This window comes from Canibacter oris (assembly GCF_014197205.1).
Lineage (GTDB): Bacteria > Actinomycetota > Actinomycetes > Actinomycetales > Microbacteriaceae > Canibacter > Canibacter oris.
This window is the reverse complement of sequence record NZ_JACIFD010000003.1, coordinates 32,290-46,471: the sequence shown is the minus strand read 5'-3', so window position 1 is coordinate 46,471 and position 14,182 is coordinate 32,290. Positions and strand designations below refer to the sequence as shown.

The 14,182-nt window shown below is 59.0% G+C and carries 12 protein-coding genes; 8 read left to right on the top strand and 4 right to left on the bottom strand.

Going from position 1 to position 14,182, the window contains the following annotated elements; genetic code table 11:
• Nucleotides 1-11: 11 nt before the first annotated feature.
• Entirely contained in the window at nt 12-1,187 is a 1,176-nt protein-coding gene (locus tag F5897_RS01800; protein ID WP_183304264.1) for an ABC transporter permease, read from the top strand.
• Nucleotides 1,188-1,242: 55 nt separating this feature from the next.
• Nucleotides 1,243-1,944, top strand: coding sequence for an ABC transporter ATP-binding protein (locus tag F5897_RS01795; RefSeq protein ID WP_221221239.1), 702 nt, complete (start codon nt 1,243-1,245; stop codon nt 1,942-1,944).
• Nucleotides 1,945-2,102: 158 nt separating this feature from the next.
• Here F5897_RS01795 and F5897_RS01790 read toward each other — a convergent pair whose 3' ends face one another.
• Complete coding sequence (locus F5897_RS01790) at nt 2,103-3,371, bottom strand: serine hydrolase (protein ID WP_158608088.1); 1,269 nt, start codon at nt 3,369-3,371, stop codon at nt 2,103-2,105.
• A 122-nt stretch (nt 3,372-3,493) separates the two neighbouring features.
• Between F5897_RS01790 and F5897_RS01785 the strand changes: the two genes are divergently transcribed.
• Entirely contained in the window at nt 3,494-4,567 is a 1,074-nt protein-coding gene (locus tag F5897_RS01785) for a biliverdin-producing heme oxygenase (RefSeq protein ID WP_343048738.1), read from the top strand.
• A gap of 91 nt (nt 4,568-4,658) precedes the next feature.
• On the opposite strand, the gene F5897_RS01780 is transcribed toward F5897_RS01785, so the two are convergent.
• Nucleotides 4,659-5,969 (bottom strand): ATP-dependent DNA helicase, encoded by a 1,311-nt coding sequence (locus F5897_RS01780; protein ID WP_124824975.1) that lies wholly within the window; start codon nt 5,967-5,969, stop codon nt 4,659-4,661.
• A gap of 208 nt (nt 5,970-6,177) precedes the next feature.
• On the opposite strand from F5897_RS01780, the gene dnaK reads away from it, so the two are divergent.
• From dnaK to F5897_RS01755, 5 genes are all read left to right on the top strand, one after another.
• Nucleotides 6,178-8,016, top strand: a complete 1,839-nt coding sequence (dnaK, locus tag F5897_RS01775) for a molecular chaperone DnaK (protein ID WP_124824974.1) — start codon at nt 6,178-6,180, stop codon at nt 8,014-8,016.
• A 2-nt stretch (nt 8,017-8,018) separates the two neighbouring features.
• The gene (locus F5897_RS01770) at nt 8,019-8,699 is read left to right on the top strand and encodes a nucleotide exchange factor GrpE (RefSeq protein WP_183304263.1); all 681 of its coding nucleotides are present in this window, start codon (nt 8,019-8,021) and stop codon (nt 8,697-8,699) included.
• Nucleotides 8,692-9,645, top strand: a complete 954-nt coding sequence (locus F5897_RS01765) for a DnaJ C-terminal domain-containing protein (RefSeq protein ID WP_124824972.1) — start codon at nt 8,692-8,694, stop codon at nt 9,643-9,645. The genes F5897_RS01770 and F5897_RS01765 overlap by 8 nt, the downstream gene beginning before the upstream one ends.
• A gap of 188 nt (nt 9,646-9,833) precedes the next feature.
• Nucleotides 9,834-10,268: a heat shock protein transcriptional repressor HspR gene (locus F5897_RS01760; protein WP_233574376.1), complete on the top strand. Its 435-nt coding sequence runs from the start codon at nt 9,834-9,836 to the stop codon at nt 10,266-10,268.
• Nucleotides 10,269-10,416: 148 nt separating this feature from the next.
• Nucleotides 10,417-11,610 (top strand): glycosyltransferase, encoded by a 1,194-nt coding sequence (locus tag F5897_RS01755; protein ID WP_183304262.1) that lies wholly within the window; start codon nt 10,417-10,419, stop codon nt 11,608-11,610.
• A 209-nt stretch (nt 11,611-11,819) separates the two neighbouring features.
• Here the strand turns inward: F5897_RS01755 and F5897_RS01750 are convergent, their stop codons facing one another.
• Both F5897_RS01750 and F5897_RS01745 read right to left on the bottom strand, forming a co-directional pair.
• On the bottom strand, nt 11,820-12,458 hold the full coding sequence (locus tag F5897_RS01750) for a lipase (protein WP_124824970.1): 639 nt from the start codon (nt 12,456-12,458) through the stop codon (nt 11,820-11,822).
• Nucleotides 12,459-12,566: 108 nt separating this feature from the next.
• Entirely contained in the window at nt 12,567-14,129 is a 1,563-nt protein-coding gene (locus F5897_RS01745; protein ID WP_183304261.1) for an amidase family protein, read from the bottom strand.
• Nucleotides 14,130-14,182 lie beyond the last annotated feature (53 nt).

Here is a 14,182-nt window from a genome sequence, read left to right as displayed (position 1 = left end):
AAACTGGAAGTATGTTTCTAGCAATTCGTGAATTAAAGTTTGCCAAGGGTCGGTTTTCCCTCATCGTCACAGTTGTTGCGCTGATGACGCTGCTGGTCGGTTTCCTCACCGGACTCACAGGTGGTCTCGCCAGCCAAAACATTTCAGCCTTGTTGCGTACCGGCGCAGATCGCGTGGTGCTGAGTGCGCCGACCGCAGACAAAAAACTGTCTTACGCAGAGTCTGCGATTTCCGCTGATGCCGTCGCCGAGTGGCAGCAAGTTGCTGGAGTCGAGGTAACTCCGCTGAGCATTGTGAACGGTGCTCTAGAGGGAGAAACAGCTAAGAAGTCGTTGGTGCTTTTTGCGGGTGTGGATCCTGATGGCGCCGCAGTTGCCGCCGGCTCTGAAGTGGTGCTCGGTGAGGGCACCGCCGCCGAGCTCGGTGTTGCAATTGGTGACAGCGTGACGCTCGCCGGCACTGAGCTGACTGTGGCCGATATTACTCGTGACGAGTACTATTCGCACCGCGAAGTAGCTTGGGTGTCACTTGAGGCCGCGCATGAGTTTCAACAGCGCACTCGCCAAGATGCAGGTTACACCTCAGTGCTGTTGCTGCGGGAAACCGGGCAGGTCGGTGCGGTAGCAGCGGGCGTTGAAGTTGGTGATACTGCGGCTATCGACAGTGCAGCGACGCACTCCAGCGGCGCTGCGGCGCTCAGTGCTGACCAGGTTGCGACGCAGCTTGCCGAAACGCAGGCGCTCACCGCAACTCAGGCGGAGCCGCTGCTGATGTCACTGTTAGCTCTGGAGTCTTTCAAATCAGAAATTGGTTCACTGGGTATGATGATTGGCATGCTGGTGGTTATCGCTACCCTCGCGATCGGGGTTTTCTTCCTGGTGTGGTCAATGCAGCGGCAGCGCGACATTGCGGTTTTGAAAGCACTGGGAGCCAAAACCTCGTGGCTGGTACGTGACAGTATCGGGCAGGCGTTGCTGGTGCTGGTGCTCGGCGTGCTGGTGGGCGGCGTTGCAAACTTCGCGCTGGGGGCAGCGGTGAGCCAGAGTCTGCCGTTTGTTTCTGGGCTGTTACCGGTTGCGCTGCCGGCCGCGCTGATGGTGATAGCCGGGCTTTTGGGAGCGCTGGTGTCGCTGCGGCAGATTGTGAAGGCGGATCCAAACAGCGCACTGCAGGCTGCGGGAGCATAGGTCATCAACACTCAGGGTACAAACACCTCTTTACAAAATAAGAAAGAAGCATATAATGCTAAAGATTAAAGACGTAGAGCTAATCTACCCCGACGGTAACAGCGAGATTGTGGCGCTTAAGCGGGTGAGCTTGCAGGTTGCTGCAGGGGAAATGGTGGCGATTACCGGCCCGAGCGGTTCGGGTAAGTCAAGCCTGTTGGCGGTTGCGGCAACGCTGCAGCAACCAAACAGTGGCAGTGTCGAAATTGCTGGCATTGATACCACCGGGATGAGCAGCGCAGAACTGTCAAAGCTGCGCCGCGAACAGTTGGGTATTATTTTTCAGGCCCCGAACCTTATCCCGTCGTTGACCGTCGCGGAGCAGCTGGAAATTGCGGCTGAATTGCGTGGGGCGCAGCGCGGCACGGAGGCACGGGAAGCGGTGCGGGAGCGGATTGCGGAGCTGTTGCGGGCAGTGGATATGGCGGATCACGCCCGAAAGCGCCCGAGTGAACTTTCTGGTGGGCAGCGGCAGCGGGTGAACATTGCCCGGGCATTGATGAACTCGCCTAAGGTTTTGTTAGTTGACGAACCGACCAGTGCGTTAGATAGCGCGCGCAGTGAAGCGGTGATGGGTTTGTTAAAGCAGCTCACTGTGGACTTTAATCTCGCAACCGTGGTGGTTACTCACGATCGTGAGCAGCTGCACTGGTGTGACACCGAGTACGTCATGATCGACGGGGTGCTCACCCCGGCAGCGCAACCTGCAGCTGCCTAGCCGGGTATACGCGGCTTCCCGGTATGAATGCCGTGGCGCGGTGCTAACTCGCGTTATAGGTAAAGGGCAGGCATCGCGGCGCTTAGCGATTACCGCGGAAATGATTGGGGCGGCCCGCTTCGGGCCGCCCTTTTAGCGACTGAGGAATTTGGGTGAGCCTATTGGCAAACTTTCATGGAGTTAACGCGCTCACGTGCAACCTCAGCTGTCCACGGCACGGTGACCCCGGCATCGCCGAGCTCTGCAGCTAGCAGCAGCGCGGTTTCCCGGGCGTAACCGTCAGTGACCCCGGAGTTATTGAGCTGGATGCTGACAGTGAAATTTGTTTCTGGGTCGTGGAAAGTGGCGCCGACTGCGCCAGGCAGCCAGCTGGAACGGCCATAAAGCGGGCCAATCTTTTCAGCGGCGAGAGCTGTTTCGCTGTAAGGCACCTGACCCGGATCCGCAACCGGACCCTCCTCGGTGATGTTGCCCGACTCATCGCGCTTCGGATTTGCCAGGCTGTGCGGGGTGTTTAGCTCCGCAAACAGGCGTTGGTTACCATAGTGCCCATCAAATAATAGGGTGTAGAAGTTTTTCAAATCACCCACTGTGGTAATGGTTGCGCCAGCACCGGCGAGGAAGCTCGGGGAGACCTCGGTGAGCTGCTGCGGTTCAACATCGCAGCTAGGTGCGCCCGGGGCGCCCGGGTAAGCCAGCGGGGTGAGGCTCTGCTCTGGCAGAGTGGCGTTTTTCAGCTCCGGGTAGTAAGTGGAGTGCATGTTAGCTGGTTTGAAAATGCGAGTCTCGAGCAGTTCGCTGCTGGATTGTGAGCTCAGGGTACGTGCCAGCTTTAAGCCCAGGACAGCGTTGGTATCGCTCAGGTGATAGTCAAGACCAGCGTGCGGCACCGGGGAGTGCGCAGCAGACTCGGCAAGCAGCTCATTTTCACTCCACGGGCGAGCCGGGGTGTTTAACACCTGTGGCAGCAGCTTGCCTTTGTAGTCAGCGAAGCGGCTATTGCCGTCACACAGCTGGCGGTAGGTGGTGTCAGCCAGCAGAGGCTCCTGCCGTGGGGTTTTATCGGTGATTTTCTCGTCGAATCCGAACAGTTTATCGTTGGCGAGTTCTAACAACAGTGCGCAGGTCGCCGGGGCGGTTTGCTGCCCGGCACGAACCAGAGTTTGCGCGGAAACCCCCTCACCGTAGCCTCTCACATACGCGGTTCCGTCGGGGAGCCACACTCCTACAATTGCCTCGGTGGCGTGCGCCCCGGTGAGAGCGTCGTTCACAATCGCGTCGACTTTTTCTTGCACTGCGGCGCTCGCGGTGGTGACCTCGGCGGCGCCGGAAGTTTGAGCTTCACCATTGCAGCCGGAGAGAACCAGCGCGAGGGACGCGGCGCCTGCGGTGACCGCGGTGCGGATGGAAGTTTTCGCTACTGACACAATCTCGCCTCTTCTGAAACGTACATATTCTCACAAAATTCTACCCTGTAACCCTAGTAATTCGGCGTGTATTTCGTCAGATGATGCTGCGCTAAACCTAGCACCCTGGCTATTGTAGTTGTGTGGCAGTATTTTCAGACGAAATTGTGGAGCGCGTAACCGCGCATATGAATGACGACCACAGCGCTGACAACTTGCTGATTGTGCGCGCTAACGGATACCCGGAAGCAACCTCAGCAACCATGACCGGCCTTGACGAGCACGCGGCTTTTTGGCGGGTCACTGACGCAGCTGGGGAGCACGAGTTGCGGGTTGCGTGGCCGAACGGTCCGATTAGTGAGCGCCCAGAGATTCGGCGTGAGGTTGTGGTGCTGTTTGAGGCAGCAGCTGAGGCTTTAGGAGTAAAGGTGGAACCACGCGAAGAGCATGCACACGGCGAGCATGGAGCACACGACGGTCATGAGCATGGCGGTCATCACCGACATGGCGCGCATGGTGCAGCAGCGGGAGCTCCGGCAGATGGCAGTGAGCTGGCGGGGGAAAAGCCGTTTTCTGTGGTGATTCGCGAGAGCAGCTGGAGCGCGCACGGCGACAGCGAGGGCGCCGACTTTATGGCAAATATTATGCGGGGAGTCGCGCCGCTGGCAGATTACGAAGAGCTGGTCGCGCAGCACTACCCACTGTATGTTGCCCTGGAAGAAACCGGTGAGCTGTTGCTGCAGGACGAACGCACCGCAAAGTTTATGGCACCTGGCCTGACTAACCGCGCCGCGGCGCTGGAAAAAGACCTGGAGCACCTCTGGGGCGCCCAGTGGCGCGAACGCGTTGAGCCGGTGCAGTCAACCGCTGAGTACGTTGCGCGGATTCGTGAGATTGCCGCGGAGGGCTGGCTGCCGGGCATCGTGGCGCAGCACTACACTCGCTACCTCGGTGACCTCTCAGGCGGACAGATGATTGCTCGCCGGATGCGTAAACAACACGGCTTTGAGAGCGACGGAGTAGCGTTCTATGAGTTTGATGAGCTCGGTGATTTGACGGAGTTTAAAGAGCAGTATCGGGCTTGGCTGGATGAGCTCGGTGCGAGCATGGATGAGGAGGAACGGCAGCGCTTCTTAGCGGAGGTGCAGCTTGCCTATGACTTCAACACCCGCATGTTCATTGATCTGGCTGCGAAGAAAGCTGCGGCAGCAGAATAGCAGCTGTGGTGAGCGACAAACGTAAAGCTGCGTCGTGTAAGCGCACACGGTACTGCCGGCTCGGAGCATTGGCTCCGGGCCGGAGTGCGTTTTACGAGAGGCTGCGTTGGGGGATCTCGCCCTCTAGCCGAGTCAGATTTTCGCGGATAAACCGCTGCACGCTGGTGTCGATAATGATGTCGCGCGGCGCCAGCGGGCGGGTCAGATAGATGCCCTCCAGGCTGCGCACCCGACTGAGCGCCACATAGGTTTGCCCGGCTGAGAAAACCCGGGTGCCGAGATCAATAATGGCGCGGTCATAGGTGTGCCCCTGCGATTTGTGAATTGTCACTGCCCAGGCGAGCCGCAGCGGAAACTGCTCAAACTCCGCAACCACCTCTTTTTCTAGCTTTTTGGTTTCGGCGTCGTAGTGATACTGGTTTCGCTCCCAGCTGGTCGGCTCCACCTCGTGAATATCGCCGTCAACCTCAACCCACACGTTTTTATTAATGCGTGACACCACGCCCAGGGTGCCGTTCACCCACCGCCCCTCCGGGTCATTGCGCAAAAACATCACCTGGGCGCCGACTTTGAGCCGCAGTGTTTCGTCGGCGGGGTAGCTGTTTTCACTAAAACTCCCTGTGACCTCCGCTTGCGCCTTCAGCTCTTTACCCGGCAGCTTTGCGAGCTCGCGTTCATTGATTTCTTTCACCGCGCGGTTCGTCGTGGCGAGAGTTATGGTGCCCTCCACGGGCGCCGGTCGTGCCCCGGCCGCATTCAGCTCCGCTGCCATTGCAGAATCGACCTGGCCGATCCGCACCGCATTCAAAATTTCCTTAAAACGATCATCGCGCTGTCGCAAAATTTCGGTGAGTTCTACCACGCTAACCGGCGCGTCATGCCATACCTTGGCGTCAAAAAACCACAGCGACGGGTAGGTGTCTTTGTAGTATGCGATTTCGTGCGGATCGCGCGGCTGCACGGGCGGTAACTGGTATGGGTCGCCGAACATTACAATCTGTACCCCGCCGAAAGGGTCGAAAGGTTTTTTGCGAGCCTGACGCAGCGCGCGGTCGATGCCATCCATGAGGTCAGCTGAAACCATCGAAATCTCATCAATAACCAGGGTTGTCAGTGCTTGCAGCAGTTTCTTCAGCTCCCGGGTTTGAGTCAGTTCATGATCGGCGATAACCCCGGTCGGGAGTTTCAGCAGGGAGTGGATTGTCTGCCCGCCAACATTCAGCGCGGCGACACCGGTGGGGGCGCAGATTGCCAGGGTTTTACTGGAGTTTTGTGCGAGATGGTTAAGCAGCGTGGATTTTCCGGTACCGGCGCGTCCGGTGATGAAGAGGTGTTCCCGGGTGGTTTCGATGCGGTTGAATACGGCCTGCTGTTCGGCCGTGAGAGTAATTTTCTTCCGCATAGTGTTAATGGTAGCGCGCGGTGGCGAGATCCACACCCTAAAGCTTAAAGTTGAGTGAGAAAGGCTCAAGTTTTTGCCGCTCAAACTTGACACGGATTGACTCAAATGTGAGAATTGAGTGTGTAAGGCTCAACTTAGGAGCCCCGAGAGCACTCTCGGCCAGTAGCATTGGTCGCAGCGCGACCGCAGAGAAACAAGGAGAAAACACATGTCACGTGCAGTAGGCATTGACCTCGGAACCACCAACTCGGTAGTTGCCGTACTCGAGGGTGGCGAGCCAAAAGTAATCGCAAACGCAGAGGGCGCCCGCACCACCCCATCAATCGTGGCGTTCGCAAAAGATGGCGAGGTGCTGGTTGGTGAAACCGCAAAGCGCCAGGCCGTAACCAACGTTGACCGCACCTACGCCTCAGTAAAGCGCCACATGGGCACTGACTGGACCACCACCGTAGACGACAAGACTTACACCCCACAGGAAATCAGCGCTCGCACCCTGATGAAGCTGAAGCGCGACGCTGAAACCTATCTCGGCGACAAAGTCACCGACGCGGTTATCACCGTGCCGGCATACTTTAACGACGCCGAGCGTCAGGCAACCAAGGAGGCCGGCGAAATCGCGGGCCTGAACGTGCTGCGCATCGTTAACGAGCCAACCGCAGCGGCGCTCGCTTACGGCCTCGACAAGGGCAAAGAAGACGAGCTGATTCTGGTCTTCGACCTCGGCGGAGGTACCTTCGACGTGTCCCTGCTGGAGGTAGGTAAAGATGACGACCTGTCAACCATTCAGGTGCGCGCAACCGCAGGCGACAACCGCCTCGGTGGTGACGACTGGGATCAGCGCATCGTAGAGTGGCTGATTGCGCAGCTCAAGAGCAGCACAGGCGTTGACGTTTCCGGCGACAAAATTGCGCTGCAGCGCCTCAAAGAAGCTGCTGAGCAGGCGAAGAAAGAGCTGTCAAACAGCAGCCAGGCAAGCATCCAGTTGCCATACCTGTCAATGACCGCTGAGGGTCCAGTAAACCTTGACGAAACCCTGACCCGCGCAAAGTTCGAGGAGCTCACTCGTGACCTGCTGGAGCGCACCAAGAAGCCATTCCACGACGTTATCGCAGAGGCCGGTGTGACCGTCAACGACATCGCACATATTGTGTTGGTTGGTGGATCCACCCGCATGCCAGCGGTGACCGAACTGGTGAAGCAGCTGACCGGCGGCAAAGAGCCAAACAAGGGTGTGAACCCTGATGAGGTTGTAGCCGTTGGCGCGGCACTGCAGGCAGGTGTGCTGAAGGGTGAGCGCAAGGACGTGCTGTTGATTGACGTCACCCCGCTGTCACTCGGTATCGAGACCAAGGGCGGCATCATGACCAAGCTCATCAAGCGCAACACTGCGATTCCAACCAAGCGCTCAGAAACCTTCACCACCGCGGAAGACAACCAGCCGTCAGTATCTATCCAGGTGTTCCAGGGCGAGCGTGACTTCACCCGCGACAACAAGAACCTGGGCACCTTCGAGTTAACCGGTATTGCTCCAGCGCCACGCGGGATTCCGCAGATTGAAGTGACCTTCGACATCGACGCCAACGGCATCGTGCAGGTTTCCGCAAAAGACAAGGGCACCGGCAAAGAGCAGACCATCACCATCTCCGGCGGCTCTAGCCTGTCGCAGGAAGACATCGAGCGGATGGTGAAAGACGCTGAGGAGCACGCGGCAGAAGACGCGAAGCGCCGCGAAGCCGCGGAGAACCGCAACAACGCTGAGCAGCTGGCCTACTCTGTAGATAAGCTCATCAGTGAAAACAACGACAAGCTCCCAGAGGATGTCAAGAGCGAGGTTGAAGCAGATCTGGCGGCGCTGAAAGAGGCGCTCGCCGGTGACGACGATGATGCGGTGAAGACCGCGGCAGACAAGCTCGCAGAAAGCCAGGGCAAGCTCGGTCAGGCAATCTACGCAGCAGCGCAGGCTGAGGAAGCAGCAGCCGGCGACACCGCAGCGGAAGATGATGTCGTAGACGCAGAGGTTGTGGAAGACGACGAGGACAAGAAGTAAACATGTCTCACGAGGAACAGCGCCCAGCAGGTGACGAGGTTCCACAGCAGGGCGAGCCGGAGGTAAACACCTCCGGCTCTGCCGCAGCTGCGGAGGATCTCACCGTGGAAGATATTTTGGCTGCCGCACCAAACGCAGCGGCCAAGCAGCAGGATGCTGCGGAGCAGAGCGCCCCAGCGTCAGATACTGCAGACAGTGCAGCTGCCGGTGCTGCCGAGCCTGCAGCAGACGGCGCAGCAGACAGTGCCGCGGGCGACAGCGCCCAGGCGAACGTCTACCTTGAGGATCTGCGGCGCCTCACCGCCGAATACGCTAACTACCGCAAGCGCACCGAAGAGAACGCCGAGCTGGAAAAACAGCGTGCCGCGGCACGGGTTATCACTCCGCTGCTCGCGATTCTCGATGATTTCGAGCGTGCCGCAAAGCACGGTGACCTCCCAGAGGGCAGCGCCGTCGCGGCAATCGCACAGAAATTGCAGGATACGCTGAGCCGGCAGGGGCTGGAAAAATTCGGTGCGGTTGGCGAGGAGTTTGATCCACAAATCCATGAAGCAATCGCGCAGGTGCCAGCCCCCGGAGCTGAGCCAAACACCGTGCTTGACGTCGTCGAGTACGGCTATCGCTTAGGAGCCGTAGAGCTGCGCCCTGCCAAAGTAGCAGTGGCGGTGGCACAAGATGGCTAGTCAAGACTGGTTAGAGAAAGACTTCTACAAGGTACTGGGGGTTGACTCCGAGGTTTCGGAGAAAGAACTCACAAAGAAATACCACAAGCTGGCGCACAAGTATCACCCAGATTCAAACCCGGGTGATGCTGCGGCAGAGGCGAAGTTCAAAGAAATTAGCGAAGCGTACAGCGTGCTGAGCGACAAAGAGCAGCGCGCCGAGTACGACCAGATTCGCGCGATGGGAGCCGGCGGAGCGCGCTTTAGCGCGGGCGGCGGCGGTTTTGAAGACATGTTCGGCGGCTTCGGCGGGCAGAACATTCGCTTCGGTACCGGCGGCGGTGGTTTTGAAGATATCTTTAGTATGTTCGGGGGCGGTGGATCAGCCCACCCCGGTTTCGGCGGCTTCGGCGGCCCGCAACCGGGGCGTGACATTACCGCCACCACCACCGTCGATTTTCGCACCGCGGTGCTCGGCGACACCATCAGCGTGACCGGTCCGACCGGGCAGCTGAAGGTGCGCATCCCCGCCGGTATCGCAGACGGCAAGCGGATTAAACTGCGCGGCAAGGGAGAACCGAGCCCGCAGGGCGGCCCCGCAGGTAATTTGCTGCTCACCGTAAAGGTGCGCCCGCACCCGGTGTTTGAGCGTGACGGCAACAACCTCCGGGTGAAGCTGCCGGTGACTTTCACCGAAGCGGTTTTCGGCGCCACCGTGGAGGTCCCGACACTGCAGGGCAGCCCGGTGAAGCTGAAGCTCGCTCCGCACACCCCGAGTGGCCGGGTGCTGCGCGTGAAGGGTCGCGGAATTGCCACGAAAGCTGGCACCGGCGACCTCCTGGCGGAGGTGCAGATTGCGGTTCCGGCGCACCTGAACAGCGCACAGCAGGAGGCGCTGGAGGCGTTTCAGGCGGCGGAGCCAGACGAGAATCCGCGCGCTGATCTGTTGGCGCGGGCGCGAGTTTAGTGGCGGGTCCGGCGGGCCTCCGCTGCGCGGATCGGCATGCCGGCGGCAGCGGCTCACCCTGGGCTTCGCTGCCGTTTTGCACAGCGCCGTTGGGGGTTGGATTCGGGAGGCGGATCCACCCCCAGCACTCGCGCCGCACCCGGTAGCGGCGGAGTGCGTAATAAAATAAGTCTTAAGGAGGCAGCAAAATGCATGAACAGATGGACCGATACTCGCCTGTTTTTGCGATTGCGGCTGCCGCGGAACTAGCACAGATGCACCCGCAGACACTGCGGCAATACGATCGCATCGGACTGGTGAATCCGCAGCGGACCCGCGGGAACACCCGGCGGTATTCGCTGCACGACATTGAGCAGCTCAGGCAGGTGGCGCAGCTATCAAACGAGGGTCTGAGCCTGGAGGGTATCCGGCGGGTGTTGCAGCTGCAGAACGAGGTTGACCGCCTGAAGCTGCGGGTGCGGGAGCTGGAGCGGGCTTTCGCAAACAAACAGATGGCCGAAGATCGGCGGGTTTTTGCGGCCGGCGCGAGCGGCGAGGTTATCACTGTGGTGCGCGGCAAGCGGGTGCGGCGCAGCGGCGAAGTCATGGTGTGGCGTCCGACCCCGGACACCAGGCGACGCTAACCCCCTGTCTTTATTGAAGCAGTGTCACGGTGAATCGCGTCCGGGCAGTATTCCGCCGTGTGAGAGCTCATACCCTGGTTGGAAACTCTGCTGATACTGCGTTGCAGAACTGTTTTCTGTGGCAAACTCTAATAGACTCTAAGGTGCTATGACAGAACAGAAAACCACCAATGCAGCTCTGCCGGCGCAGCGCCCACTGCGTGTGATGCTAGGGGTTGACACTTTCACGCCTGATATTAACGGGGCTGCCCGTTTCTCAGAGCGTTTGGCAGCCGGTCTCGTGGAGCGTGGGCACGAGGTGCACATCGTGGCTCCTGCAGCTAATAGCACTGACACCGGAGCTATTTATGAGATTGTGGAGGGGCAGCGGATGCTGGTGCATCGTTTGCCGTCTGTGCGCTTTAAACCACACGAGTGGTTGCGATTTGTGTGGCCGTGGGTGTGCCGGGTGGCAACTCGTAAACTGGTGCGAGAGATTCAGCCTGACGTGATTCACATTCAATCTCATTTGATGATCGGGCGGATGCTCACGAAAGCTGTTAAAAACAACGGTAATGTGCAAAAAATCGCGACGAACCACATCATGCCAGAAAATATTGTGGATCTCGCCAATATGCCTCGCTGGGTGCGGGCGCTAGTGGTGAAGTGGGGTTGGCACGACGCTTACAGTGTGCTGCGGCACATGGATGCGATTACCACACCGACTCGCCGTGCCGCAGACTTTTTGGAGCGCTACACTCCGGTGCGGAACGTGTATCCGATTAGCTGTGGTATTGACGCCTTACAGTACACCCCTGATCTCACCCCGCGCGCGCAGCGGCGGGTGGTGTTTGTGGGTCGTATGACTCAAGAAAAGCATGTAGATGTTATTGTGCGTGCGCTGGCGCTGCAGGACGTTGATGTGCAGCTTGACCTGGTGGGTCCGGGTGATCAGGTGCCGCAGTTGCGAGACCTGGCTCAGCAGTTGGGCGTTGCAGATAGGGTTACCTTCCACGGTCGGGTGAGTGACGCGCAGCTGCGCGCGGCTCTGACCGGTGCGAGCGTTTTCGCGATTGCGTCGGTCGCAGAGCTGCAATCGATTGCCACCATGGAGGCAATGGCTTCTGGCTTGCCGATTCTCGCGGCAAACGCGATGGCGCTGCCACACCTGGTTGATGAGGGGGTGAACGGCTATCTTTTTGAGCCGGGCAACCATGAGCAACTGGGGGCCCAGCTGCGGCAGATTCTGGAGCTGCCGCACGAGGAGTTTGTGGCGATGCAGCGTGCTTCGCTGGAGGGTGTGAAGGCGCACGACATTAACACCACCCTTGATACTTTCGAGCGACTGTACCGCGGCGAGTAGTTGGTGCGCTGCGGCCCCGCAGCAGTTAGGTGCACGGGAGGCAACCTGGGGTGCTTAACGTGTGCGCGCGGCAAGACCGGATTCGACAGCGAGTGGCGCCGGCGGTGGGAACGCCTGGCAAACATATATTGGAAACGCAAAGGCGCGGTCTAGCCGCGCCTTTTAGTGCTGCAAGTTTTAGTTACAGTGTTAGCCACTACAGCATGGTTTTAGAAACGCCAAGCAACGGCCTGGAAACCGGCAGGAGGGGTAATCTTGAAGTTCAGCTCTTCTGTAACCAGGCCAGCCCCGCTAAAGTTTGAGTGAATGATGTGGTAGGTGCCGTCATCATTAACGCCTACAACCAGCATAGTGTGCACGCCGGTGGCCCAGCTGTCAGGGTAGGCGAGGTTTTCAAACTGAATCACATCGCCTGGCAGCGCAGCTGACAGAGGCAGACGTTTTGCCTGGCTGTAGGTGGTTACCGGTGAGCCACTGCTAACCCAGTTAGAACCGCCTGCGCGAAGCCAACGGTTGGCGCTGATCACGCATTCACCAGGCTGAGACCAGCCGGTCGGGCGGCTAGTACCAACTTCGCTTTTAGCCGCGGCAATTGCTGCGGCTACATCGAAGGTGTGAGTTGCTGCAACCGCATCAGCGGTGGTTGCGAGCGAGAGTGCATCAAGAGACTCAGTTGCAAGGTCGCTATTGCCAAGGTTTAGTGCTTGAGCGTTGGCTGCAAAAGCAGTGTAGGAAGAGCGATCTGAGAAATCTAGGGTAAAAGTTTGAGCGTGTACCGGGGTTGCTGCAAACGGGGTTAGCAGTGCTGCAACAGCGCCGATAATCAGCGCTTTAGTTTTTCCTAGCAATGCGTCTCCTTCAGAATTTTCCGATTTGTGCTGAGTTTGACCTAGTCAAAAGCTCCTTAATAATTATGCGTTACTTTTCTGTTACAAAGCAAATTAAAAATAACAATTTTATAAACTAGGCTCCTGACCAGGGATTTTATCTCCCGATAAGATGCTTTCGAGATTCGCTCCCAGGGTTAACAGCAAAGTTTCCTGACCACTTGGAGCTGCTAACTGCACTCCCACCGGAGTTGCAGTTGTGGGCGGATCCGACTCAAAAATATAGCTGTGAGTCGGCACCGGTAGTGCCAAAGCCGCCCACCCAGCAACGTTAAACACCGAGGTGTAAGGCATCGCTTCGCACTGTAACCGGAAATTTTGCGCTGGATCAGCCCGCTCAAAGAACCCCACCGGCCGGGGCGCAACATTCAACGTTGGTGTCAGCACTGCGTCAAATTCCTGCCACTGCTTTATCGCATCAGCCACAATCTTGCGCAGCCGTTCCGCAGCGGTCTGGAACTGGGTAACGGAAAGCTGCTGTCCGCGGCGATAACTGTGCTGAGCGTAAGGAGTAAATTCGGCGATGGCGCTCGGCGCGAAGGAAGCTTGTGCGAAATTCCACTGCCAAAAATTCTCGAAGGCCGGGTAGTAGCCGGATAGGTAGTCAAAATCTACGAACTGCACCCGATGTCCGAGCTCGCGCAGCGCGGCCGCGCAGTCGGTCACCGCCCGGATCACCTCAGGAGCAACCTGAATGTCGAGCTCCGAGGTGAAAACCGAAGCGAAACTTACGCCAATGCGCAGCGACTGCGAGCTCCCGCGACGCACCGCCCAGAGGTTTGCTTCGGTAGCATCTCCGAGCATAGCGTCGTACAGCATAGCCGCATCTGTAACAGAACGCGCTAGCGGCCCCTGCGCCGTTAGCGTGAGCGCCGCCGCTGCAGCCTGCGCAGCTGCCAAGCCTGTTTGAGCCGCTGTGCCGGCTTTAGACGCGGTAGCAGCAGGTTGGGCTGCCATCCGGACCGCAGCCATGTCTGCCGGGATACGGCCACGGCCCGGCTTCAAACCCACAATGCCACAGCAAGCAGCGGGAATGCGGATCGACCCGCCCGCGTCACTGCCCGGCGCAAACGGCAGCAACTGTGCCGCAACCGCTGCAGCCGCGCCGCCCGAGGAGCCGCCGGCAGTGTAGGTGGGGGCAGCCGGGTTACGTGCTGGATCCGCAATTAAATTCTCAGAGTGGCCAGACAAGCCGAACTCTGGCACCTGGGTTTTACCGAGACACACCGCGCCGGCGCGGTGCAGCTGCGCTACCAGCGGATCATCCTGCTGCGCCGGGGAGCTACCGAAAGCGCGAGAGCCGTGGGTTGTGGGCACTCCCGCAACATCCACCAGATCCTTGTGGCCCAGCGGCATTCCCCATAGCTGGTCGAGCGGCCGTGAGGGGTTTTGGCGGCGAGCCGTGTCAAGCGTCAAAGCCTGTTCAAGCGCGAGCTGGGAAGTGACCCGGTTAAAAGCTCCCAGCTGCGGATTCAGGGCAGCGATTCGCTCCAAATACCAAGTAGTGACCGCGGTCGCACTGCACGCGCCCGCTCGCAACAGCTGCCGCAGCTGCACGGCACTAACCCTTTCGGGGAACGGCTCGGGGCTCAGCGCCCGCGACGGTTGCGATGTCACAGAGTAACCAGTCACAGCTTAATCCAGATAAGACAGACACCGCACCCACCGGCCTATCCGGCCCGTGG

Bases quoted from the DNA above. Each gene is read 5' to 3' on its own strand.
- F5897_RS01800 (WP_183304264.1), top strand. From the start codon at position 12: ATGTTTCTAGCAATTCGTGAATTAAAGTTTGCCAAGGGTCGGTTTTCC.
- F5897_RS01795 (WP_221221239.1), top strand. From the start codon at position 1,243: ATGCTAAAGATTAAAGACGTAGAGCTAATCTACCCCGACGGTAACAGC.
- F5897_RS01780 (WP_124824975.1), bottom strand. From the start codon at position 5,969: ATGCGGAAGAAAATTACTCTCACGGCCGAACAGCAGGCCGTATTCAAC.
- dnaK (WP_124824974.1), top strand. From the start codon at position 6,178: ATGTCACGTGCAGTAGGCATTGACCTCGGAACCACCAACTCGGTAGTT.
- F5897_RS01770 (WP_183304263.1), top strand. From the start codon at position 8,019: ATGTCTCACGAGGAACAGCGCCCAGCAGGTGACGAGGTTCCACAGCAG.
- F5897_RS01765 (WP_124824972.1), top strand. From the start codon at position 8,692: ATGGCTAGTCAAGACTGGTTAGAGAAAGACTTCTACAAGGTACTGGGG.
- F5897_RS01760 (WP_233574376.1), top strand. From the start codon at position 9,834: ATGCATGAACAGATGGACCGATACTCGCCTGTTTTTGCGATTGCGGCT.
- F5897_RS01755 (WP_183304262.1), top strand. From the start codon at position 10,417: ATGACAGAACAGAAAACCACCAATGCAGCTCTGCCGGCGCAGCGCCCA.